22 protein-coding genes are annotated in these 23,208 nt (G+C 68.1%); 13 read left to right on the top strand and 9 right to left on the bottom strand.

Features of this window, described 5'->3' with window-relative positions:
* Positions 1 to 4 precede the first annotated feature (4 nt).
* From AC07O0_RS12120 to AC07O0_RS12105, 4 genes are read left to right on the top strand one after another with little or no spacing between them, the layout of a single operon-like run.
* Positions 5 to 406, top strand: a complete 402-nt coding sequence (locus AC07O0_RS12120; protein ID WP_494623274.1) for a 6-pyruvoyl trahydropterin synthase family protein — start codon at positions 5 to 7, stop codon at positions 404 to 406.
* A complete protein-coding gene (locus tag AC07O0_RS12115) occupies positions 403 to 1,452 on the top strand; it encodes a glycosyltransferase family 4 protein (protein WP_494623272.1) in 1,050 nt (349 codons plus the stop codon). Before AC07O0_RS12120 ends, AC07O0_RS12115 begins: the two co-directional genes overlap by 4 nt.
* Complete coding sequence (locus AC07O0_RS12110; RefSeq protein WP_494623270.1) at positions 1,449 to 2,288, top strand: class I SAM-dependent methyltransferase; 840 nt, start codon at positions 1,449 to 1,451, stop codon at positions 2,286 to 2,288. The genes AC07O0_RS12115 and AC07O0_RS12110 overlap by 4 nt, the downstream gene beginning before the upstream one ends.
* 52 nt (positions 2,289 to 2,340) lie before the next feature.
* Positions 2,341 to 2,841, top strand: a complete 501-nt coding sequence (locus AC07O0_RS12105; protein ID WP_494623268.1) for a GNAT family N-acetyltransferase — start codon at positions 2,341 to 2,343, stop codon at positions 2,839 to 2,841.
* Between the two features lie 124 nt (positions 2,842 to 2,965).
* Here AC07O0_RS12105 and AC07O0_RS12100 read toward each other — a convergent pair whose 3' ends face one another.
* Genes AC07O0_RS12100 through AC07O0_RS12085 form a run of 4 tightly spaced genes read right to left on the bottom strand, consistent with a single transcriptional unit; the run spans position 2,966 to position 9,860 of the window.
* Positions 2,966 to 5,053 (bottom strand): hypothetical protein, encoded by a 2,088-nt coding sequence (locus tag AC07O0_RS12100; RefSeq protein WP_494623266.1) that lies wholly within the window; start codon positions 5,051 to 5,053, stop codon positions 2,966 to 2,968.
* 18 nt (positions 5,054 to 5,071) lie between these two features.
* Positions 5,072 to 7,897, bottom strand: coding sequence for a DUF4159 domain-containing protein (locus tag AC07O0_RS12095; RefSeq protein WP_494624189.1), 2,826 nt, complete (start codon positions 7,895 to 7,897; stop codon positions 5,072 to 5,074).
* A gap of 18 nt (positions 7,898 to 7,915) precedes the next feature.
* Positions 7,916 to 8,833, bottom strand: coding sequence for a DUF58 domain-containing protein (locus AC07O0_RS12090; protein ID WP_494623264.1), 918 nt, complete (start codon positions 8,831 to 8,833; stop codon positions 7,916 to 7,918).
* A gap of 10 nt (positions 8,834 to 8,843) precedes the next feature.
* On the bottom strand, positions 8,844 to 9,860 hold the full coding sequence (locus tag AC07O0_RS12085) for an AAA family ATPase (protein ID WP_494623262.1): 1,017 nt from the start codon (positions 9,858 to 9,860) through the stop codon (positions 8,844 to 8,846).
* A 162-nt stretch (positions 9,861 to 10,022) separates the two neighbouring features.
* Between AC07O0_RS12085 and AC07O0_RS12080 the strand changes: the two genes are divergently transcribed.
* The 4 genes from AC07O0_RS12080 to AC07O0_RS12065 all read left to right on the top strand — a co-directional run bounded on the left by AC07O0_RS12080 (position 10,023) and on the right by AC07O0_RS12065 (position 12,882).
* Positions 10,023 to 10,628: a DUF1285 domain-containing protein gene (locus tag AC07O0_RS12080; RefSeq protein WP_494624187.1), complete on the top strand. Its 606-nt coding sequence runs from the start codon at positions 10,023 to 10,025 to the stop codon at positions 10,626 to 10,628.
* Positions 10,628 to 11,296: a CoA pyrophosphatase gene (locus AC07O0_RS12075; protein WP_494623260.1), complete on the top strand. Its 669-nt coding sequence runs from the start codon at positions 10,628 to 10,630 to the stop codon at positions 11,294 to 11,296. Before AC07O0_RS12080 ends, AC07O0_RS12075 begins: the two co-directional genes overlap by 1 nt.
* Positions 11,297 to 11,392: 96 nt before the next feature.
* Positions 11,393 to 11,665, top strand: coding sequence for a DUF6111 family protein (locus AC07O0_RS12070; RefSeq protein ID WP_494623258.1), 273 nt, complete (start codon positions 11,393 to 11,395; stop codon positions 11,663 to 11,665).
* Positions 11,662 to 12,882 (top strand): CCA tRNA nucleotidyltransferase, encoded by a 1,221-nt coding sequence (locus tag AC07O0_RS12065; RefSeq protein WP_494623256.1) that lies wholly within the window; start codon positions 11,662 to 11,664, stop codon positions 12,880 to 12,882. The genes AC07O0_RS12070 and AC07O0_RS12065 overlap by 4 nt, the downstream gene beginning before the upstream one ends.
* Before the next feature lie 7 nt (positions 12,883 to 12,889).
* On the opposite strand, the gene hemF is transcribed toward AC07O0_RS12065, so the two are convergent.
* From hemF to AC07O0_RS12045, 4 genes are all read right to left on the bottom strand, one after another.
* Positions 12,890 to 13,759: an oxygen-dependent coproporphyrinogen oxidase gene (gene hemF, locus AC07O0_RS12060; RefSeq protein ID WP_494624185.1), complete on the bottom strand. Its 870-nt coding sequence runs from the start codon at positions 13,757 to 13,759 to the stop codon at positions 12,890 to 12,892.
* Positions 13,760 to 13,827: 68 nt separating this feature from the next.
* Positions 13,828 to 14,301, bottom strand: a complete 474-nt coding sequence (locus AC07O0_RS12055) for a tRNA (cytidine(34)-2'-O)-methyltransferase (protein ID WP_494624183.1) — start codon at positions 14,299 to 14,301, stop codon at positions 13,828 to 13,830.
* Between the two features lie 94 nt (positions 14,302 to 14,395).
* Positions 14,396 to 15,808: an aminotransferase class V-fold PLP-dependent enzyme gene (locus AC07O0_RS12050; protein WP_494623254.1), complete on the bottom strand. Its 1,413-nt coding sequence runs from the start codon at positions 15,806 to 15,808 to the stop codon at positions 14,396 to 14,398.
* 75 nt (positions 15,809 to 15,883) lie between these two features.
* Complete coding sequence (locus AC07O0_RS12045) at positions 15,884 to 16,342, bottom strand: RidA family protein (protein WP_494623252.1); 459 nt, start codon at positions 16,340 to 16,342, stop codon at positions 15,884 to 15,886.
* A 355-nt stretch (positions 16,343 to 16,697) separates the two neighbouring features.
* Between AC07O0_RS12045 and AC07O0_RS12040 the strand changes: the two genes are divergently transcribed.
* The 4 genes from AC07O0_RS12040 to AC07O0_RS12025 all read left to right on the top strand — a co-directional run bounded on the left by AC07O0_RS12040 (position 16,698) and on the right by AC07O0_RS12025 (position 21,521).
* Complete coding sequence (locus AC07O0_RS12040) at positions 16,698 to 18,563, top strand: ABC transporter ATP-binding protein (RefSeq protein WP_494623250.1); 1,866 nt, start codon at positions 16,698 to 16,700, stop codon at positions 18,561 to 18,563.
* A 190-nt stretch (positions 18,564 to 18,753) separates the two neighbouring features.
* Positions 18,754 to 19,305 carry a ubiquinol-cytochrome c reductase iron-sulfur subunit gene (gene petA, locus AC07O0_RS12035; protein WP_494623248.1) on the top strand — a complete coding sequence of 184 codons (552 nt, stop codon included), beginning with the start codon at positions 18,754 to 18,756 and terminating at the stop codon, positions 19,303 to 19,305.
* A gap of 54 nt (positions 19,306 to 19,359) precedes the next feature.
* Complete coding sequence (locus AC07O0_RS12030) at positions 19,360 to 20,631, top strand: cytochrome b (RefSeq protein WP_494623246.1); 1,272 nt, start codon at positions 19,360 to 19,362, stop codon at positions 20,629 to 20,631.
* A gap of 8 nt (positions 20,632 to 20,639) precedes the next feature.
* The gene (locus tag AC07O0_RS12025; protein WP_494623244.1) at positions 20,640 to 21,521 is read left to right on the top strand and encodes a cytochrome c1; all 882 of its coding nucleotides are present in this window, start codon (positions 20,640 to 20,642) and stop codon (positions 21,519 to 21,521) included.
* 290 nt (positions 21,522 to 21,811) lie between these two features.
* Here AC07O0_RS12025 and AC07O0_RS12020 read toward each other — a convergent pair whose 3' ends face one another.
* Positions 21,812 to 21,952 (bottom strand): hypothetical protein, encoded by a 141-nt coding sequence (locus AC07O0_RS12020; RefSeq protein WP_494623242.1) that lies wholly within the window; start codon positions 21,950 to 21,952, stop codon positions 21,812 to 21,814.
* Positions 21,953 to 22,146: 194 nt separating this feature from the next.
* On the opposite strand from AC07O0_RS12020, the gene AC07O0_RS12015 reads away from it, so the two are divergent.
* Complete coding sequence (locus AC07O0_RS12015) at positions 22,147 to 23,151, top strand: helix-turn-helix transcriptional regulator (RefSeq protein WP_494623240.1); 1,005 nt, start codon at positions 22,147 to 22,149, stop codon at positions 23,149 to 23,151.
* Positions 23,152 to 23,208 lie beyond the last annotated feature (57 nt).

The following is a 23,208-nucleotide window of genomic DNA, read 5'->3' as shown; positions in this document are numbered from 1 at the left end:
GCCCATGTTTTCCGTCGAAGTCCGCGATCGCATCATGATCGGCCACTCGCTGCCCGACCCGTTCTTCGGCCCGGCGCAGGCGATGCACGGCGCGACCTTCGTCGTCGACGTCGCCTTCTTCCGCGAGAGCCTTACCCGCCAGAACGTCGTGGTCGACATCGGTGCGGCGCTGACCGTGCTGAACCAGACGCTGAAGCCGCTGAACTACAAGAACCTCGACACCTTGCCGCAGTTCGAGGGCGTGCTGACCACCACCGAATTCCTCTGCAAGTATATCTTCGACGCGATGGCTCTGGCAGCCCGCACCGGCAAGCTAGGGGCGGATGCGGCCGATCTCGCCAAGATCCGCGTCACCTTGCATGAGACTGATCTGGCGCGGGCGAGCTATGAGGGCGCGCTCGCGTGAGCGAGATCGTCTTCGCCATTCCCGGCGATCTCTCGCTGCCGACCGGCGGCTATGCCTATGATCGGCGGCTGCTGAGGGAATGGCGCGAGATGGGCATCGCGGCGCGGCATCTGCCGTTGCCGGGCGGCTTCCCCAATCCGAGCGAGGCCGAGCTCGCCGAAACCGGCCGGGCTGTGCTGTCGCAGTCCTTCGACTGCGTGCTCCTGATCGACGGGCTCGCCTATGGCGCCTTTCCGGAGAGCATCGCGGCGGGGCTTGCCGGGCGCGTCGTTGCGCTGGTGCACCATCCGCTCGGGTTGGAGACGGGGCTGTCGCCGGCGCAGGCGGCGGCTTTCGTTAGGCGCGAGACGGCGGCCTTGCACTTTGCAGCCGCTGTCATCGCCTCCAGCGAGACGACCAAGCGGCTGCTCGCCGCTGATTTCGGCGTGCCGGCGGAGCGGATCACGGTGGCGGAGCCAGGTGTCGACCCGGCGCAGAGGGCCGTCGGCTCTGGCGGCGAGAGCGTCGAATTGCTGGCTGTCGGTTCGCTTGTGCCGCGCAAGGGCTATGATGTTCTCATCGCGGCGCTGGAGGGGCTGACCGAAAAGCCATGGCGCCTGACGATCGTCGGCGCCGACGATCGTGTCCCCGCCACCACGACTGCCCTGAAGGCGCAGCTCGCCGCCGCGAGCCTGTCCGGGCGGATCAGGCTCGCCGGCGCGCTCGAACAGGCCGAGCTCGACGCTGCTTATGCCAAGGCCGACCTCTTCGTCATGCCATCGCTCTTCGAAGGCTACGGCATGGTGCTGACCGAGGCGTTGGCCCGCGGCTTGCCGATTCTGTGCACCACGGGCGGTGCGGCGGCGCAGACTGCTCCCGACGAGGCTGCATTGAAAGTACCACCGGGCGATGTCGCGGCGCTGCGGGCCGGGTTGGCGCGACTGATCGACGATCCTGCCGAGCGCCGGCGCCGATCTGACGCCGCCTGGCAGGCGGCCGGCGCATTGCCGCGCTGGCGAGAGACTGCGACGATCGTCGCTGACGTGTGCGCGAAGGTTTCCCCATGAGCGGTTTTTCTCCCGATTGGCTCGCCTTGCGCGAGCCGGCCGACCACGCAGCGCGCAATCCGCAGGTGCTGGCAGCGGTGGGCTCGGCCTTCGCGGAGCGGCAATCGCTCGCGATCATCGACCTTGGCAGCGGCACAGGCTCCAACCTGCGCGGCAGCTACAGCGCATTGCCGGCGCGCCAGCACTGGACGCTGGTCGATGCCGACAGCCGTCTGCTCTCGGTGGCGCGGCGCAAGCTTGCCGAATGGGCCGACGAGGCGCAGGAGCAGGGCGAGGAACTTGTCCTGCGCAAGGACGATAAGACGCTGACCGTCGATTTCCGCCAGGCCGACCTGACCAAGGAGCTCGAATGGGTGCTCGGCTGGCAGCCGGACCTCGTCACCGCCGCAGCGTTGTTCGACCTGGCCTCGACACGCTGGCTCGAGCGTTTCGTCGCCTCGCTCGTCAGCATGCGGCTGCCGCTCTACACGGTGCTGACCTATGACGGGCGCGAGAGCTGGGAGCCCGCGCACTCTGAGGACCAGCGCATGCTTGCCGCTTTCCACCATCACCAGCACGGCGACAAGGGTTTTGGCCCTGCGGCCGGCCCCGATGCGACCGAGGCCCTGGCTCAGGCCTTCCGCAAGGCGGGCACAGCGGTCACGGTCGGAGAGAGCCCGTGGCAGCTTGGTGCGGCCCAGTCCGATCTGATCCATGAGCTGGCGGCCGGGATCGCCGCTGCCGTGACTGAGACTGGACATGTCTCGCCGGAGTCGATCGCGAGCTGGCTGGAGGCCAAGCGCGGGGCGACCTCCGTCCGTGTCGGCCATCAGGACCTCTGGGCAAGGCCGGTGTGAAAGCGGCGCCATTGCCATTCCTGCCGAATTCGGCCATGCCGCGAACCCGACCATGACCTCGCTCCCCCTCACCATCCGCCAGGAATTGCCGGGCGACGCCGCGGCGATCGAACGCCTGCACGAGCGCGCCTTCGGGCCGGGGCGATTCGCCCGTACGGCTTTCCGTCTGCGCGAGGGCGCGCCACCCGATCCGGCGCTCTCCTTTGCCAGCCATGTCGGCACCTTCCTGGTCGGCGCGGTCCGGGTGACGCCGATTTTGGCCGGTGGCGGACCGGCCTTGATGCTCGGGCCGCTCACCGTCGATCCCGCCTTCGAAGGCCGGGGCATTGGTGCGGCGCTGATGAACGCTGCGATCGAGGCGGCGCGCGCGCATGGCCACGATTTGATCCTGCTCGTCGGCGATGCGCCCTATTACGCCCGCTTCGGCTTCAAGCCGGTGAAGCCGGGCCAGCTCGTCCTGCCCGGCCCGGCCGATCCGGCGCGCTTCCTCGCGCTGGAGCTGAAGGATGGCGTGCTCTTGCAGCGCAAGGGCGCGGTGGCGGCGCTACGGTAAGGGAAGGCCGTCATTCTCGGGCGGAGCGAAGCGCAGACCCGAGAATCTCCTGACCAGAAGGCGCGAGGCCGGAGCCTCTTCCGGCCTGAGATGCTCGGGTCAAGCCTGAGCATCACGGCAGTGGTCACGCCTCGCGCTTGAATCTCCGCCCGCTCTCGCCGATCCAGCCGGCGACCAGCGCCCCGAACAGGATGGCAAGGCCGATCAGCCCGACGAAGAGCGGCGAGATCGAGACGCCGCGGACGATGCCGGAATCGCTGATGCGCAGTCCGATCCAGTCGGCGCCGGCGAACTGGCGCCCGGAGCGGACCGGCACGATGCGCGGAATGGTGACGCCTGAGCCGTTCTCCTGCCCGATCCGGCGCGAGGAGCCGCCGGTCGCTTCCGCCAGCGCTTGCAGCTTGCCGGGATCGCTGACCACCTCCATCAGCTCGCGCGGATTCTCCGGGCCGACGCTGGCGAAGGCGGTGAGGTTCTCGGTGGTGACCTTGTGCAGTCCGAACTCGCTCGCGGCGGTGCGGGCGACGAAGAGGCCGGGGCGGCCGACCTCAAAGGGCACGGTGCGGGTTGAGCCGTCGGGGGCGGTGATCGTCGCCGGGGCCGGGTTGTCGCCGAGAGTCTGGCGCTCGATCTCGATATTGCGGCCACGGGCGCTGGCGCGCAGCGCCTCTTCCTCGAGGTCCGGCTCCTTCATCAGCCAGTGGCCGAGCCGGCGCAGCAGGTCGAGATGCGGGCCGCCATCGCGGAAGCCGCGGGCCCAGAGCCAGGCATGGTCTGACAGGAAGAGCGCGACGCGGCCCTTCTGTTCGCGCGCCAGCAGCAGCAGGGGTCTATCGCCGGGCCCGGTCATCACGGTCGAACCCGAGCGGGCGCGGGCGCCGACCAGGCGCAGCCATTCGCCCCAGCGCGGCGGCTCGACTTCGGAGCCCGGCAGGTCGCGGGTGACGGGGTGGCGCTTGCCGGGCTCGCTGACCCTTGCGCGATAGGCCTCGTCGAAGACGCTGCCATCGGGCTGCGCCGGCAGGATCTGGCCGAGCGGGGTGCGCGCCAGCGACTGGGCGCCGGAATATTCCGGCCCGGCCGCGATCAGCAGGGCGCCGCCGTCGCGGACATAGCGGACGATGTTGTCGAAATAGACCAGCGGCAGGATCGACTGGTTGGCGTAGCGGTCGAAGATGATCAGGTCGAAATCCTTGATCTTGACCTGGAACAGCTCGCGCGTCGGGAAGGCGATCAGCGAGAGCTCGTTGATCGGCGTGCCGTCCTGCTTCTCCGGCGGGCGCAGGATGGTGAAGTGGACGAGGTCGACATTGGCGTCGGCCTTGAGCAGGTTGCGCCAGGTCCGCTCGCCCGGATGCGGCTCACCGGAGACCAAGAGCACGCGCAGCTTGTCTCTGACGCCCTCGATGGTGATGACGGCGCGGTTGTTGGCGAGCGTCAGCTCGTTGTCGAGCGGGGCGGCCTCGATCTCGATGACATTCGGGCCGCCGCGATCGATGCGGACGGGCACCTGGACCGTCTGTCCGGCGATCGCCTCGCGCCGCGCGATGATCTCGCCATCGCGGCGCACCGTGATCGCGGCGCGGCCCGGCCCGCCCTTCTCGACGACGCGCAGGCGGACATTCTGCTCCTTGCCGACGATGCCGAAGCGCGGCGAATCGACCAGCACGATGCGCCGGTCGATCTCGCGCTCGCGGCCGGTGGTCAGCACATGCAGTGGCGCACGCAGGCCGAGTGCCTCGGCCGTGGCCGGAGCGTCATGGGCGAGGCCGTCGCTGAGCACGATCGCGCCGGCGACGCGCTCGGACGGCACGTCGGCGAGGCCGGAGGCGAGCGCCTCGAACAGGCGGGTGCCGTCGCCGGCGCCCTGCTGGTCGGTGACCTCGATCGTCCGCGCCTCGACGCCGGTTATGCCGCGCAGTTGCCGCTCGATCTCGGCCTGGGCGGCTTGCGTCTGCTGCGTGCGATCGGCGAGGCGGTTCGAGGCCGACTTGTCGACGACGACGGCGACGACGTCCTTCACCGGCTCGCGATCCTCGAAGACGAGCGAGGGATCGGCGAGGGCCACGGCCAGCACAGTGAGCGCCAGCGCCCGCAGGATCGCGCCGCGTCCGGCCAGCACCAGTGCCATGCCGGCAGCGACCGCGGCCAGAGCGGCGAGGCCGATCAGCAGCGGCAGCGGGACGAGCGGGGCGAAAGTCAGGCTCCACATCGGGCGGTATTTCCTTCGCTACTGACCGAGGCGTTCGAGCAGGGCCGGGACATGGACCTGATCGGCCTTGTAGTTGCCGGTCAGCGCGTACATCACGAGATTGACGCCGGCGCGCAGTGCCATCTCGCGCTGGCGCGGATCGGAGCCGGACATCGGCACGAGCGCTTCGCCGCGCCGCCCGACGGCCCAGGCGGCGGCAAGGTCGTTCGAGGTGATCACGATCGGCGAGACATTGTCGCCGGCGCGGGCCGGGCGGCGGCCATCCTCGCTGGCGGGCGGCAGCACCTCGACCCAGGTCGTGCCGCCGTCATAGCGGCCGACGAAGCCGTCGAGGATGTAGAAGGTCTTGGTCAGGACGTGGTCGCGCGGGATCGGCTCCAGCTCCGGGATGTCGAGAGTCTGCAGCATGCGGCGCAGCTGGTCGCCCTCCGGCGTGGTGCCACCGCCGGGACGGGTGCTCATCGCGTCGCGGGTGTCGAAAATCACCAGCCCGCCGCCCTTCATATAGGCCTCGACCTTGCGCAGCGTCTCGGCCGAGGGGATCGGCCGGCCGGCCACCACCGGCCAGTAGAGGATCGGGTAGAGAGCGAGCTCGTCGCGGGTGACGTCGACGCCGGCCGCCTCGCCCGGCTCCAATGCGGTGCGGGCGCCAAGCACGATGTTGAGGCCGGCCATGCCAGCCTTGGACATATCGTCGACGGACCGGTCGCCAGTGACGACATAGGCGAGCCGGGTCGCGCTCGCGGCGGTGACGAGGTCGCGCGCCACCGGCGGGCGTTGATCGCCCGGCGGGGCAGGGGGCGCCGGCTGCTGCTGCGCCTGTGCTGCGTCCGGAGCGGGCACGGCGGCGAGAGCGACAGCGAGGAGCAGCGCTGCGGGCGCGGCCCGGCGGAAGCGGGCGAGGTTCATCCGGCCTCCGAGCCAGAGCGTCGCCAGCGTATCGGCGACGAGCAGGAGCAGCGCCAGGACGAGGAGCTGCGGGCGGATATCACGGGCGACCGGCTGGTCGATCGGCAGCATTGGCGCGCCGAGCGCGGCGAGGTCGAGCGCAGCCAGCGTGTCGGCCGGCGCCAGCGTGTTGACCGCCATGGCGCCGTCAGTGGGGCCGTAGATGCCCGGCGGATGGGCGAGCGTGGCACGCCCCGCGAAGTTGCGCGCCACCGGCTGGGCCGTCGCCGGCGGCGAGCGGAAGGCGCCCTGGCCGTCGAGCACACGCGTCGGCGACAAGGTCTCGACCCGAACCTCGCCGTTTTGTCCCTCAGTCGCGCTGGTGCCGGACATGGCGACGACCTTGCGCAGCATTTCGACGAAGAGACCAGAGAGCGGTAGGTTCGACCAGGTGGTGTCGGCGGTGACATGGACCATGGCGAGGACGCCGTCGCCACGGCGCTCGCCGGTGACGACCGGGGTGCCGTCTTCCAGCGCCGCCCAGGTCTTGCGGGCGAGATCAGGCTCGGGCTCGGCCAGGATCTGGCGGGTGACGCGGACATCCTCGGCCAGGGACGAGCCGAAGAACGGGCTCTCGCGGGTGAAGGGCGCGAGCTTGCGCGGCGTCTCCCAGGAGAGGCCGCCGCCGAGCGTGCGGCCGCCGCGGCGCAGGCGCACCGGCGTCAGTTCGTCCGAGGAGGCGGCGAGCCTCGCTCCGGCGAAGCGCAGCAGCACGCCGCCGCGCTCGACGAAGGCCGAGACCTTGGCGGCGGTGTCCCCGTCGAGCGCGCCGATATCGGCGAGGATCAGCACGGAGAGGTTCTGCGCCAGCAATTCGCCGACCGGGTCGGTCGAGCCGGCGCGCGGCTCGCGGATCTCGGCGAAGGGCGAGAGCGCGCGCGAGACGTAATAGGTCGGCGAGAGCAGCGGCTGGGCGGTGTCGGCGGTGGCGCCGGAGACGATGCCAACGCGGCGACGCTTGGCGCGGTCGTCGAGCAGGGCGACGGCGCCGGCGCTGCGTTCGCCGGTGATCTCCAACCGCGAGACGGCGTTGCGGACCTCGATCGGCAAGGTCAGGCGCGCGGTGGTTTCGAGCTCGTTGCCGCCGAAGACGAAGGGCGCATCGCCGAGCGGCAGGCCCTTGAGGTCGAGCGCGCGGACCTGCCCGCTCGCTGCAGCGTTCGTCGTCGGCCGCAGCACCTTGACGGTCAGCGCGCCGGCGAGGTTCTCGGGCGCGGCGAGGGCGCGCTGATCGGCCGGGCCTGCATGGATCGAGAGCCGGCTGCCTCCTGCCTCCTGCTTCAGCCGGGCGAGGAAATCGACATCGCCGCCGCCGATGCCGAGCCCGTCGGCGACCCAGACCGTCTCGGCCTGGGGCTGGGCACGCCAGAAGGCTTCGAGCCGCTGGAGATGGGCACCGCGATCGGGCGCATGCGGTTGCAGGCTGAGCGCTCGCAGGCGTTCGAGCGCGCCCTGCGGTTCTGCAAGCGCAATCTCGGCCGGCGCTTCTGCGAGACCGACGACCGCGACGGGCCGGCCTTCGCGCCCGGCGGCCATGATGCGGCTTTCGGCGATGGCCTGGCGTTCCAGCCAGTCGGTCGCGGCACCAAAACCGTTGTCGACCAGGAGCAGCAGCGGGCCGCGCAGGGCGGCGGCGTCGCGCACCGGATTCCAGACCGGGCCGGCGACGGCGAGGATCGCCAGCGCCGCCACCGCCATGCGCAGCGCCAGCAGCCACCAGGGCGTATGCGCCGGCGTCTCGCGCTGCGGGATCAGGTCGCGCACGATTTTCAGCGGCGGAAAGTCGATGCGCTTCGGCCGCGGCGGCGTCACCCGCAGGATCAGCCAGAGCACGGGCAGCAGGGCCAGCGCGATCAGGGCCAGCGGCGCGGAGAAGGCGATCGGCAGGGATGACAGCATCGTCTCCTCCTCCCGCTAGCCGGCCGGCCCGCCGCGCGAGGCGGCGATCAGGCTGGCGATCCGCAGGACGCCTTCGCTGGCCGGGCGGTCGGTCCGGTGCAGGGTCAGCGTCCAGCCGGCATGGCGGCAGGCTTCGCGGATGGCGTCGCGATGAGCCTGCAGCCGCTCGCGATAATCCTCGCCCCATTTGCCGGCATCGCCGACCCGCAACGTCAGGCCATCCTCCAGGTCGAACAGTTCGGCCTGTCCGGAGAAGGGGAAGGTCTCCTCGATCGGGTCGGCGATCAGGAGAATATGGCCCTTGGCGCCGCTGCTCGCCAGCGTGGCGATGCGCTTGGCGAGCGCCGCCGCCGGCGTCAAACCGTCGGTGATCAGGATCGCGTCGGCGAGGCGGGGCAGCGGCTCGTCGGGCGGCAGGTCGGCCTCGCCATTGCGGCGATCGGCCAGGATCGCCTGCGCCAGCAGTTCGACGATGCGGCGCGAGGCCATCGGCCGGGTCAGGCCGAGATGACCGACGCGCTCACCCGCTTCGACCAGGGCCTCGGCAAGGGAGAAGCCGGCGACCAGCGCGCGGTCGACCTTGCTGGCCTGGGCGAGCGAGGAGGCAAAGCCCATCGAAGGCGAGCGGTCGATCCAGAGCCAGATCGCGTGCGAGGCCTCCCATTCGCGCTCGCGGACAAAGAGGTGGCCGTCGCGGGCCGAGCGGCGCCAGTCGATACGCGACGCGGCCTCGCCGGTGACCAGCGGCCGATACTGCCAGAAGGTCTCGCCCGGGCCGGAGCGCCGGCGGCCATGAATGCCGTGCACGCTGGCCGAAACCCGCCGCGCCTCCAGCACCAGCCGGGGCAGGCGCGCGGCGAGATCGAGCGACGCCTTGAGGACCGGCTGGCCCGGCTGGCGTTCGGCTTGGCCGAGGACGCGCGTGCGCAGCATCAGAATGCCCTCAACCCAGACGCTCCACCAGCTTGGCGACGATGCCCTCGACCGTCTCGCCATCGGCGCGGGCGGCGAAGGTCAATGCGATACGATGCTTCAGCACTGGGGCGGCGAGCGCGGCGACGTCGTCGACAGACGGCGCGAGCCGGCCTTCGACCAAGGCGCGGGCGCGGGCGGCGAGCGTCAGCGCCTGGCTGGCGCGCGGACCGGGGCCCCAGGCGAGCTTGTCGGTGATCGCCTTCTCGCCGTCGCCGGGACGGGCCGAGCGGACGAGATCGAGGATCGAATCGACCACCGCCTCGCCGACCGGCAGGCGGCGCACGAGGCGCTGCGTCGACATCAGGGTTTCGGCGGTCATCGCCTGCACCGGCTTGTGCTCGGCGGCGCCGGTGGTCTCGAGCAGGATGCGGCGCTCGGCCTCGCGGTCGGGATAGCCGACATCGATCTCGAGCAGGAAACGGTCGAGCTGGGCTTCCGGCAGCGGATAGGTGCCTTCCTGCTCGATCGGGTTCTGGGTGGCGAGCACATGGAAGGGTGCCGGCAGGTCGTGGCGCTCGCCGGCGACGGTGACGTGGTGCTCCTGCATCGCCTGCAGCAGGGCCGACTGGGTGCGGGGCGAGGCGCGGTTGATCTCGTCCGCCATCAGCAGCTGGGCGAAGACGGGGCCCTTGATGAAGCGGAAATGGCGCTTGCCGTCGGCGCTCTCGTCGAGCACCTCGGAGCCGAGGATGTCGGAGGGCATCAGGTCCGGCGTGAACTGGACGCGCCGGGCCGAGAGGCCGAGCACGGTGCCCATCGCCTCGACCAGCTTGGTCTTGGCGAGGCCGGGCACGCCGACGAGCAGGCCATGGCCACCGGCGAGCAGGGTGATCAGCGAGAGATCGACGACCTTCTGCTGGCCGAAGATGACCTGGCCGATCTCGGTGCGGGCGGCGCCGATGGCGGCGAGCGCCGCCTCCGCCGCCTCGACCACGCCGGTGTCGAGGTTGATCGGGGCGTTGGCATCACGGGCTTGCGCCACCATGTCGATCTCCTTCGGCCGCGCCGTCGCGCGGCCTTCCTGTCCGATTCCAGACTCTGACCCTCGCGGGGAGCATGCTCAAGGGGCAGAGAGCGGCGGTGCACAACAGTCCGCTTCACGATTATGTAGAGTTCAAGGCGAGAGAGCGATGCAACCGGCATGCCGATGACGAAAGCGCGAGGTGACGTGACCGGAGAGCCCGCGGGCGCGATGAACCGACTGCTGAGCGCGCTCGGGACCGGCCCTTTGCGCGGGCTGCCGCCGGTGGAGCGCTGGAATCCGCCCTTCTGCGGCGATCTCGACATGCGTATCGCTGCGGACGGTACCTGGTTTTATTTGGGCACGCCGATCGGCCGGCCGGCGCTGGTCAAGCTGTTCTCCTCGGTGCTGAAGCGCGAGGGCGAGGATTACTTTCTCGTGACCCCGGTCGAGAAGGTCGGGATCAGGGTCGAGGGCGCGCCGCTGCAGGCGGTCGAGATGGCGGTGGAGGGCGAGGGCGACAAGCGCGGCATCGCCTTCCGGACCCGCACCGACGACCTGGTGACGGTCGGGCCCGACAATCTTTTGCGCTTCGAGAGGGCTGCGAACGAGGGCGTGAAGCCTTATGTGCATGTCCGGCGCGGGCTCTGGGCCCGGCTCACGCGGGCGCTGACCTATGATCTCCTGGCGCTCGGTGAGATCAGCGAGATCGACGGGCAGGCGCAGTTCGGTATCGCGGCCGGCGGAGCCTTCCATGTCGTGGCGCCGGCCAGCGAAATCGAGGGACTTTGATGCAGCATCTTGCGAAGCGTCTGGCCGAGACGGCGTTCTGGAATGGCGGCGACCTCGAGGCGCTGCTGCTGGATACCCTGCGGGCCGAGCCGCCGGCCCATGGCGACCTGATCGCGCGACCGCGCGGCGACCACGACCTCCAGTCCGAGCCGATCGACATCCCCGACGAAGCGAGCGCGATCGAGGCGGCGGTGCTGATCCCGATCGTGCTGCATCCCGGCGAGCCGACCGTGCTGCTGACCCAGCGTGCCGCGGCGCTCCGCAAGCATTCGGCGCAGATCGCTTTCCCGGGCGGGCGCATCGACGCCACCGACGGCTCGCCATTGATTGCGGCCCTGCGTGAGGCGGAAGAAGAGATCGGGCTTGCGCCGGACAAGGTCAGGGCGGTCGGCTATCTCGACGCCTATCTCACCGGCACCGGCTATCGCGTCACGCCGGTCGTCGGGCTGGTCGAGCCGCCGCTGGCGCTGACGATCAACCCGCACGAGGTCGACGAGGCCTTCGAGACGCCACTCTCCTTCCTGCTCGATCCGGCCAATCATCAGCGCCATGGCCGCGAATTCAGGGGGCGCCACCGCACCTACTATGCGATGCCGCATGGCGATCGCTATATCTGGGGAGCGACGGCCGGGATGATCCGCAATCTCTACGAGCGGCTCGCCGTTTAGAGACCGGTAAAACGGTCTCTATCTAAAGTGAGAGACGGATTCACCGATCAGATTGAAACAATCTGATCGGATCCGGCTCTGGAGAGGTTACGCTGGATGCTGCGCACGCTGATCGAGGAGTTCCTGCTCTTCGTCCTGCCATTCTGCCTGTTCGCGGGCTATCTCGTGATCCGGCGGCGCAATCCGTTCGATGTCGAGCATTGGAGCGGCCATCTGTTCTGGCTGTCGGTGACCGGGCTCGTGTTCGGTATCGCCTCCCTCGTCTATGCCGGGCTCGTCGCGCCGCGGCATACCGGGCCGTTCGTGCCGCCCCATGTCGAGAACGGCCGGCTGGTTCCCGGCGAATTCGACGACCGGCCGAAGCGATGACCGGCGCCGAGCGTGACCGCGTCGCCGCGCTGTTGGCGCGCCCCGATGCCGCCGCGCTGCTGACTGCGCTGAACCGGGATGGCGAGGAGGCGCGGATCGTCGGCGGTGCCGTCCGCAATGCGCTGCTCGATCAGCCCGTGGCCGATATCGACGTCGCGACGACCTGCCTGCCGAAGGAGACGATGCGGCGTGCGCGTGCCGCCGGGTTCAAGGCGGTCCCCACCGGAGTCGAGCATGGCACGGTGACCGTCGTGATCGACGGCACGCCCTTCGAGGTCACGACGCTGCGCCGCGATGTCGAGACCGATGGCCGCCATGCCGTCGTCGCCTTCGGCCGGGACTTCCGCGAAGACGCGCTCCGGCGCGACTTCACCATCAATGCGCTTGGGCTCGATGCTGCGGGCATGCTGCACGACTACGCCGACGGGCTCGCCGATCTGGCGGCGCGGCGGGTGCGCTTCATCGGCGCGGCGAGCGAGCGGATCGCCGAGGATTACCTGCGCATCCTGCGCTTCTTTCGCTTCCATGCGCGCTATGGCGTCGGCGAGCCGGACCGGGCTGCGCTCGATGCCTGTATTGCCGGGCGCGCTGGCCTCGGCGGATTGTCGCGCGAGCGGGTCTGGGCGGAACTGCGCAAGCTGCTCGTCGCACCGCGGGCGGCCGAGACGCTACAGGCCATGGCCGGGGCTGGGCTGCTGATGCCGGCGATCGGCGGCGTGCCGCGTCTCTCCCGCTTCGCCGCGATTGCGGACGTGCCGGGCGATAATGTCTATCCGGCTTTCAGGCTGGCGGCGCTGGCGGTCGCGGTCGGCGAGGATGCGCTCAGGCTGCGCGAGGGACTGCGGCTGTCGAATGCCGAGTTCGAACGGATTTCAGGCATCGCCGCCGCGCTGGAAGCGCTGTCGGGGAGGGGAATGCTGCCGGAGATCGCAAGGCTGCGGCGGCTGGCTCATCGCATCGGAGCAGATGCGGTGGCGGGAGCGCTTGTGCTGCTGGGCACGGCCGGGACGGCGGCGGACTTCCAGGCCCTGATCGCCGAGCTGGCGCGGACGCCACCCTTCCTGCCGACCGGCAAGGATGTGCTGGCGCTCAGTGTCAGCGCCGGCCCGAAAGTCGGGCAGGTGCTGGAGGCGGCGCGGGAAGCCTGGATCGAAGCTGGGTGTCCGGCGGGGCGGGATGAGCAGATGGCAATGCTCGCCCGCGCGGTCAGCGGGTGACGCGCCGCTAGGGCCAACGCACCGTCGGCGGCATCGAGGACAGGATCGAGGCGACATTGCCGCCGGTCTTCAGGCCGAAGATGGTGCCGCGATCATAGAGCAGGTTGAACTCGACATAACGGCCGCGGCGGACCTGCTGCTCATGGCGCTCGGCCTCGCTCCAGGGCGTCGCCAGATTGCCGCGCAGGATGCGCGGATAGATCTCGAGGAAGGCCTCGCCCACGGCTTTGGTAAAGGCGAGATCGGCTTCCGGATCGCCCGACCAGAGATAGTCGTAGAAGATGCCGCCGATGCCGCGCGGCTCGTTGCGGTGCTTCAGGTGGAAGTACTCGTCGCACCAGCTCTTGAAGCGATCGTAGTCGGCGACGCCGGCATGGGCTTCGCAGGGCGCGCGCATCGCGGCGTGGAAGGCGAGCGCATCGGGGTCGCCCTGCGTGCGCCTGCGGTCGAGTACGGGAGTGAGGTCGGCGCCGCCGCCGAACCAGGGCTTCGTCGTCACGACGAAGCGGGTGTTCATGTGCACGGTCGGCGCGTGCGGGTTCCAGGGATGGGCGATCAGCGAGATACCGGTGGCATGAAAGCGCGGGTCTTCCGCCGCGCCGGGAATCTGAGCGGCGAATTCCGGGGCAAAGCTGCCATGCACGGTCGAGACGTGGACGCCGACCTTCTCGAAGACACGGCCGGACATCAGCGCCATCACGCCGCCGCCGCCGGGCACGCCATCATGGTTGCTGCGCTGCCAGGGCGTGCGCACGAAGCGGCCGGGCTTGTCGGCCTCTGGGGGGAACGGGCCGGTTGCCTCATCCTCGGCCTGTTCGAAGGCGGCGCAGATGCGGTCGCGCAGGCTCTCGAACCAGACGCTGGCGCGCGGCTTCATGGCCTCGATGGCGGCAGGGTCGAGGGCAACGGTTTGCGTGGCTTGTCCGGTCATTGGCAATCTCTTTGTCAGGCGTCAGCCGGCGCGGGATAGGCATCGAGCTGGCGCAGCGCCTCGCCCACTACCATCGCCGCGGCCATGGCGACATTGAGCGAGCGCAAATCCCGGCGCATCGGGATATGCACGCTGGCCTCGGCCGCAGCATAGACCTCAGGAGGAACGCCTGCGCTTTCGCGCCCGACCATGATGATGTCGCCGGGCTGGAAGGCGAAGTCGGTATGGGCGCAGGCGCCGTCGGTTTCGGCCAGGACGAGGCGATGGCCGGCCTCCCGCCGCCAGGCCTCGAAGGCGCGGAAGCTGTCATGGCGCGTCACCGCAGCGCGTTCGAGATAGTCCATGCCGGAGCGGCGGAAATTGCGGTCGGAGACGTCGAAGGCGGCCGGCTCGACGATGTCGACGGCGACGCCGAGGCAGGCCGCCAGGCGGATCATGGTGCCGGCATTCTGCGGAATGTCGGGCTGATAGAGGGCGAGACGCAGCATGGCGAGCGTCATCCGCGCTGCGCCCGCCATCGTCAAGCGTCGCAGCCGGCCAGGCAGCCCGGCCGGCGGCGAAACAATGGATCAAAACAATGGATCAGGCGACGTGCATCTTGCCCGCGAGCTCCCACATGGCGTCGACCAGCTGGTCGACATCACCCATATTGCTCCACAGATGCGTCGAGACGCGCACGCCGTAGTGCTCGTCCTTCTGGCCGGCGACCGGGAAGTTCGAGTTGCGGATGACGAAGCCGTATTCGTCCAGCATGCGCTTCACGAAGGCGTCGGACTTGGCCTTGTCCTTGATGTGCTCGGGATTGCGGAACGGATTGAAGGCGGTCAGCGCACAGACCAGACGCGGATCGTCCTTCGGCGAGTAGAGCGAATCGACGCCCCATTTCGCCGCGATCTTCTCCTTGAGATGCTGCGCCATGCCGACCGTGTAGGTCGCGATCTTGTCGCGGCCGATCCGGTCCCAGATCTCGACCGACTTGCCGAGTGCCAGATAGACCGGCGCGTTGCGGCTTCCGGTGCTCTGGATGCGCGCCGCGAGATCGTCGCTCTCCTTGTCGGTCCTGGTCCGCGGTGGCAGGCCACCCGTGGCCGGATAGGCGCTGGTCACCACCGGGTAGTAGTCCGGCAGCGGTAACGGGTTGAACTGCGGCAACACCTTGTTGCGGACATAGAGGATGCCGGTTCCAAGTGGCCCGCACTGCCATTTGTGGCCGGCGCCGGCGAGGAAATCGACACCGAGATCACGCATGTTGATGTTGATCATGCCTGGCAGGTGCGCGGCGTCGCAGACGCTGACGATGCCTTTGTCCTGGGCGAGCTTGGCCAGCATCTTGACCGGCAGCAGCGTGCCGGTCTTGTAGGTCGGTGCCGAGAAGACGAGCGCCCTGGTGCGCGGGCCGATGGCAGCCGAGAACAGGTCAACGTAGTCCTCGGCCTTCTGCTTGTTTCCGACCGGCAGGATGACGCGCTTGATCACCACGCCATAGCGGTCCTGCAAGAGCGCCATCGGCGCATTGCCGCCCGAATGTTCGTGGTTGGTGGTGACGATCTCGTCGCCCGGGCGCCAGACCATGCCGAGCAGGGCATGGCACATGCCGTCCGAGGTGTTGCCGGACATGACGATCTCGTCGGCATCGCAGCCGAAGCTCTTCGCCAGCGCTTGGCGTTGAGGCAGGTAATTGCCGTAGCCGCTCATCGACTCGTGAGCGTGCCGGCGCGACTCGGCGTGGAGGAAGGTTTGCGTCTCGACCGGCATGGAACCGGCGGTTCCGATGTTCATGTAGCGGACGCCGGGCTTCTGGTCGAAGAGCTTGCGGACATCCGCCCAGAAGGCGGCGTCGTTGGCGAGGGCAGCGACCGCAGGCGCCTGAGCGCTTGCGCCGGTCGGTACGAAACTCGCCAGCGAGCCGGCGAAGGCGGCAGAGGAAGCAAGGGCGCCGATGAAGGCGCGGCGGTTCGGGTCGAAAGCGAGCGTCTTCTCTTCCGAGATCTGCATGACTCTACTCCATGATTGCGGGCAGTCCTTTTCGCCAGGCCAGGGAGCTCGCCGGCGTAAGGCCGGCGGCTCAGATCAGGGGCGGACGGCGATGGCGCCGATCTCGACCTTCACGTCGCGGGGAAGGCGGGCGACCTCGACGGTGGCGCGTGCCGGCGGGGCGGTCTTGAAATAGGTCGCGTAGACCTCGTTCATCTTGCCGAACTCGTTGAGGTCCTTCATGAAAACGCTCGTCGAGACGATGTTGTCCATCGTCAGGCCGTCGGCTTCGAGCACTGCCTTGAGATTGTCGAGGACGAGCTTGGTCTGATCCTCGATGCTGGCGTCCTTCATCAGCTGCTTGGTCTTGGGATCGATCGGGATCTGCCCGGCCAGGAAGACCATGTTTCCGGCCTTGATCGCCTGCGAATAGGGGCCGATCGCCTCTGGCGCATTCGGCGTCGCGATCACCGTCTTGCCGGCGGTCTGGGCCTGCGCGGAAACCGGCAGGACAAGCGCACTCGCCAGAGCGAGCGCGCAAAGCATCTTGGTCATTGTCGCCTCCAAATCGCCGCCGTCACGCGCGGCTGGAGGCATGCTCGGCGCGTCGGGAGGACGCAGGCAAGGACGCAGATGCGGGTTCCGCCATGCCGAAGTAGTGGTTCCTTCGTCGTACGACTGAGGGTAATATCCTTTCAAAATTACCCGTGTAGGTAGAATTTTATTCTCCACTCCCGCGCCGCCTGTGTGATTGTCAGAACAGTCCGCAGCTGGCAGCCTTCGCGGCCCCAGTCTCCCATTCGCCATGCGTTGCTGTCATGGCTTGACCGGCGTGCGCCGCACACTCTGGCCACGGCGCGTGATACGCCCCATATCGGTAACGGCCGATCCGAGGAGGGCGGTGTCCCACATGTTCGCCCCGCTCTTCCGTTTCCTTGAAAGCCGCATCGACGTCTTCGCGCCCTTCGACGAGCGGCAGACGCCGCCGACAGGCGTGTTCCGCTTCATGTGGCACCACATCAAGGGCGTGAAGGGCTGGATGGCCCTGATCATGCTGACGGGGCTCGGCTTTTCGGGCATCGAAGCGGCGATGTACCTGATGGTCGGCTGGTTCGTGGACCTGCTGACGAAGAATTCACCTGAACAGGTCTTCAGCGAGCATGGCTGGTTGCTGATCGGCGCAGCGCTTGTCGTCACCGTGGCGAGGCCGCTGGTCTATTTCGCCAACCACGCCATCGTCGACCAGGTGGTGGTGCCGCAGATCACCAACCAGATCCGCTGGCGCAACCATGTCTACACGCTCGGCCACGCGCTCTCTTACTTCCAGAATGATTTTGCCGGCCGGCTCTCGGCACGGGTGATCCAGGCCGGTCAGGCGATTCGCGGTGCGACGATCGAGGTGATCGACGACCTCTGGTACGCACTGATCTTCGCCTCGGTCGCGATCGGCTTCTTCGGCTCGACCAGCATCTGGCTCGCCATGCCGGTAATCGTCTGGCTCGCGGCCTATGTCGCGCTGCTGATCTATTTCGTGCCGCGGGCCAAGAAGCGCTCGGAGGCGAACTCGCTCGGCCGCTCGACGACGACGGGACGCATCGTCGATTCCTATACCAACATCCTGACGGTCAAGCTCTTCGCCCGGGCCGATGCCGAGCGCTCGGCCGTGCGCGACTCGTTGACGCGCTGGAACGCCTCATTCCTCAGCTTGTCCAGGCTGATCACCGGCGTCAGCGTCATCCTGCAGACGATGAACAGCCTGCTGGTGGTGGCGACGGCCTGGCTCAGCCTGCATCTGTGGGCGCAGGGCGAGATGACGCCGGGCGCGGTCGCCGCCGCGATCGGCCTGGTGCTGCGCCTCGTCCAGATGTCGAGCTGGCTGATCCATCTGGTGCGCGGCATCTTCGAGAACATCGGCTCGGTGCAGGAGAGCATGGAGACGATCGCCAAGCCGCACGACCTGCCGGACGCCGCCGACGCCGTGCCGCTCAAGGTCGCTCAGGGTGGCGTGCGCTTCGAGCATGTCCGCTTCAACTACGGCAAGCCGCTGGGGCTGTTCGAGAATCTCGACCTCGAGATCAAGCCGGGCGAGAAGGTCGGGCTGGTCGGCCCCTCCGGGGCGGGCAAGTCGACGCTGGTCAACCTCTTGCTGCGGCTCTATCCGCTCGATGCAGGCCGCATCCTGATCGACGGGCAGGACATCGCCCTTGTGACGCAGGAATCGCTGCGCAGCCAGATCGGCATGGTGACGCAGGACAATTCGCTGTTGCATCGCTCGATCGGCGACAACATCGCCTATGGCCGGATCGGTGCGACGCAGGACGAGATCGCTGCGGCGGCCAAGCGCGCGGCAGCGCATGACTTCGTCCTCGGTCTCAGTGATCAAGACGGGCGCCAAGGCTTCGACTCTCGCGTCGGCGAGCGCGGCGTCAAGCTCTCCGGCGGCCAGCGCCAGCGGATCGCGATCGCCCGCGTGCTGCTCAAGGACGCGCCGATCCTGATCCTCGACGAAGCGACCTCGGCGCTCGATTCGGAGGTCGAGGCAGAGATCCAGGCGCAGCTTTCCACATTGATGGAAGGCAAGACTGTGATCGCGATTGCACACCGTCTTTCCACCATTGCTGCGCTCGATCGGTTGATCGTGCTCGACAAGGGCCGGATCGTCGACATGGGCAGCCATGACGAATTGGTGCGGCGCGGCGGGCTCTATGCGCGCCTATGGGCCCGGCAGTCGGGTGGCTTCCTGGCGCTCGCTGACAGCGAGCGGATTCCGGCCTGAGCCGGGCGCACTGCGGCCTTGCTGCAACGCCGTGGGCTGCGGCACGGGGAACAGTAGACTTCGTCAAAACTGCATGCCAAAGAGCGCGGCAGGCGTCGCGCCGCCGAAAGGTGGCGCTGCGCTCGCGCCCTCATGAGGCGCGTGATGTGTTTGAGCCGGCCAGGCCGGCAGCCGAGCAGGGAACTGGATCGTGGCGCACGCGACCGATACGACTGGCACCGAACCCACCCGCCGCGATTTTCTGATGCTGACCACGGCAGCCGCCGGCGTTGTCGGTGTCGGCGCGCTGGTCGTGCCGCTGGTCGGCCAGTTGGCCCCGGACGCGCAGGTCGTCGCCGCCGGCGCGCCGATCGATCTCGATCTCGCCCCGATCGCGGAAGGCCAGGCGATCAAGCTGTTCTGGCGGGGCAAGCTGATCTTCGTGCGCAACCGTACGAAGAAGGAAATCGACGAGGCGCTCGCCGTCAACATCGCGACGCTGCGCGATCCGCAGACCGACCAGCAGCGCACCAAGGCCGGCCACGAGAAATACCTCGTCGTCTACGGCAGCTGCACCCATCTCGGCTGCGTGCCGCTCGGCAGCTCCCCGGGCGAGCCGAAGGGCGAGTTCGACGGCTGGTTCTGCCCCTGCCACGGCTCGCACTACGATTCCTCCGGCCGCATCCGCAAGGGTCCTGCGCCGCTGAACCTGCCGGTGCCGCCCTACGCGTTCACCGCGGACACCAAGATCAAGATCGGCTGAGCCTCCTGAAGGCGAGGACGGCATCGAGCGGAATTGAGAGAGCTTGAGGCGAGCATGAGCGGTCACAGCACCTACCAACCGAAGACGGGGATCGAGCGCTGGCTCGATGCGCGCCTGCCGATCATCCGGCTAGCGCACGATTCGGCGGTCTCCTATCCGGTGCCGCGCAATCTCAACTATCTCTGGACCTTCGGCGGCATCCTCGCCTTCATGCTGGTGGCGCAGATCGTCACCGGCGTGATCCTGGCGATGCACTACACGCCGAACGCGACCATGGCGTTCAACTCCGTCGAGCACATCATGCGCGACGTGAACTTCGGCTGGCTGCTGCGCTATCTGCACTCCAACGGCGCCTCGATGTTCTTCGTGGCGGTCTACATCCATATCTTCCGCGGTATCTATTACGGCTCGTACAAGGCGCCGCGCGAGGTGCTGTGGATCCTCGGCGTCATCATCTTCCTCTTGATGATGGCCACGGCGTTCATGGGCTACGTCCTGCCCTGGGGCCAGATGTCGTTCTGGGGCGCGACCGTCATCACCAACCTGTTCTCGGCGCTGCCGGTAATCGGCGAGACGATCGTGACCTTCCTGTGGGGCGGCTACTCGGTCGACAACCCGACGCTGAACCGCTTCTTCTCGCTGCACTTCCTGCTGCCCTTCATGATCGCTGGCGTCGTCGCGCTGCACATCTGGGCGCTGCACCATGTCGGCCAGAACAACCCGACCGGCGTCGAGGTGAAGGACGTCCGCAAGGACACCGTGCCGTTCACCCCCTATGCGACCATCAAGGACCTGTTCGGCATGGTCTGCTTCATGCTGGTCTTCGCCTGGTTCGTGTTCTACCAGCCGAATTTCATGGGGCACGCCGACAACTATATCCCGGCTAACCCGGCGGCGACGCCCGCGCACATCGTGCCGGAATGGTACTTCCTGCCGTTCTACGCGATCCTGCGCGCCATCCCCGACAAGCTCGGCGGCGTGCTCGCCATGGGCGGGGCGATCGTGATCCTCGCCTTCCTGCCCTGGCTCGACACGTCCAAGGTCAAGTCGATGACCTACCGGCCGATCGCGCGCCAGTTCTTCTGGATGTTCGTGCTGGTCTGCATCGGCCTCGGCTATCTCGGCGCCATGCCGGCGGACGAGCCCTACGTGACCCTCTCGCGGATCCTGACGGTGCTGTATTTCGGCTTCTTCGCCGCGCTGGCGCTGATCGGCATCTTCGAACGGCCGGCCCAGCTGCCGACCTCCATTGCCGATTCGGTGCTCGGCGGCTCGGGCGCACGCCTGGCCCACGCGACCGCTTCGGAACCGCAGGCCAAGGGCTGAACGAGACCATGAGCAAGATGTCCCTCCGCCTGTCGCTCGCTGGCCTTGCCGCAAGCCTCGCCATCGCTGCTGCCTCGCCGGCCCTGGCCGCCGAAGCCGGTCCGAAGCCGCCGGCGCAGAGCTGGTCGTTCTCCGGCCCGGTCGGCAAGTTCGACCAGGCCCAGCTCCAGCGCGGCTTCAAGGTCGTCAAGGAAGTCTGCGCCAGCTGCCATGCGATGAGCCTGATCCGCTTCCGCAACCTGTCGCAGCCGGGCGGCCCCGGCTTCACCCCCTCGCAGGTGGCGGCGCTGGCCGCGAGCTATACGAACATCAAGGACGGCCCGAACGATGCCGGTGAGATGTTCGAGCGCCCCGGCCGGCCGGCCGACGCTTTCCCGTCGCCGTTCCCGAACGAGCAGGCGGCGCGCGCCGCCAATGGCGGCGCCTACCCGCCGGACATGTCGGTGCTGGCCAAGGCGCGCACCTATGAGCGCGGCTTCCCGAAGTTCGTCTTCGACATCTTCACCCAGTACCAGGAGCAGGGGCCGGACTACATCGTCGCGCTCCTGACCGGCTATAAGGACCCGCCGAAGGAGTTCCCGCCGCTCCTGCCCGGGCAGAATTACAACACCTATATGCCCGGCCACCTGATCGCGATGCCGAAGCCGCTGAACGACGGCCAGGTCGAGTATCCGAAGGGGCCGGACGGCAAGTCGCCGGTGCCTGAGACCGTCGAGCAGTACTCCAAGGATGTCGCCGCCTTCATGATGTGGATGGCGGAGCCGCACCTCGAGGCGCGCAAGCGCATGGGCCTGCAGGTGATGATCTTCCTCGCGCTCTTCGCCGGCCTGCTCTACTTCACCAAGAAGAAGATCTGGTCGCGTCTGCCCGATCACGCTTCGGCGCACTGAGCAGAGTTCGACCTGGAAAGGCCCCGGGAAACCTGTTCCACCCAGCTTGCTACATAGTTTAGTGGAACGCCCGCTTCGACCTCTCTGGGCCCCCGAGCGAGGCTCTGTGAGCAATAGGAAGCGGGCGGTTCGGGTGCAGGCAGCCGAAGTAGCCCGCAGGTCAACTCAAGCTGATCCCCTTTACGTGCGGCGATCCGTTATTGCCGCACGTCCACGCCTGAATGTCTCGACGGAGCTTGTGCCGGCCGTCGCAAGTTGAGCGCGGCCAGGCATTCGAACTGGACCGGGCTTCAGATACTGCGAAAGATCTTGACCGGCAGTTCACGGACGCGCTGGCCGGTGGCGGCGAAGATGGTGTTGAGTACGGCGGGCGCCGCGATGCTGATCACCGGCTCGTCAGCGCCGCCCTCGGAAGCCGCCTGAGGGTACAATCACGGTCTCAGCCCGCGGCAAATCGGCGGGGCGCATGACCTCGTAGTCGTGATAGTTGGTCTGCTCGATCGCCCGAAACTTCAATACTTCGTACTCGTTCAAAATTATTCTATTTCTTGTTTAGCGCCGGCGCATTGTCCGCACCCGCCGCAGTATCGTACCCTTCCGAGCTAGGTTTTCGTCAGGGTCCGCAATGGCACTCAACATCATCGGGCAATCGGCAGTTGGCGACGGCTCGCTCCATGTCAGCGGCCAGATCACCTATGACGACGTCGCGGCCTATATGGACAGCACGCGCTATCTCGACCTGAGTGGAACACGCCGGCAGACGCAGCCCATGCTGCCTTTCGCGCGCGGCAGCTACTGGATGGATCCGGTCAGGCCCGACGTGCACCTGACCGGCTGCGATCTTGAATATCTGAGCGAGGAGCGTGTTGTCGGCTGCTATCGGCCGAGCCTGTTCGTCGGCATGCTCACCGCCGGCGAGCATACCGGTTTCGTCGGCGGACGCTCGATCGCGAGCCAGCGCGTCGGCGTGCCGACCCTGCTCGGTGTCGGCCGCGAGGTCGAGATCACCTCGGGCCAGCGGCGTGGCCAGATCTGCCGGATGAGCGGCTTCCATATTGGCGCCGACTTCCTGCGCGGGCTAGCTGAAGAGGGGCCGGCGGGAAGCGCCGGCCTTGCCCGCTTGCTCGATGACGGCTTTGCTTTCCACGAAATCGAGCACAGCGTCGCGCTGCGGATTCTGTTGAGCCAGCTCGCCGACAACCCCTATTCCGGCGCGCTGGCGCAGATCTACGCCGAGAGCCGCATTCTCTCGGCCCTGATCGAGCTGGAAGGTCTGCTGTACGAGGTACGCGCCGGCGCCATCCCAGCCTTGTCGCGCAGCCATCGCGACTATGCCGAGCAGGCCCGTCTGTTGCTCGATGCGCAGCTCGCGGATCCGCCGAGCGTGCCCGAGCTCGCACGGACGATCGGGCTCAACGAGACCGATCTGCGCCGCAGCTTCAAGGCCGCCTTCGGCACCACCATCATCGACTATCTGCGTGACCGGCGTCTCGAAGTCGCACGCATGCTGGTCCGGCAGCGGCAGCTTTCGGTCGCGACGATCGCCTATCGCGTCGGCTTTGCCAGCCCGGCCAATTTCGCCACCGCCTATCGCCGTCGCTTCGGCCTGCCGCCATCGCAGGATTTGTAAGCCTTCCAGGGCATTCGCACCCGCAAAGGAAAAACACCGGGCCGCAAAGGCCGGGCG

The organism is Allobosea sp. GW821-FHT10B12, assembly GCF_059415545.1.
Note: the sequence above shows the minus strand (reverse complement) of the source record. Positions and strands in the feature narration are given on the sequence as shown.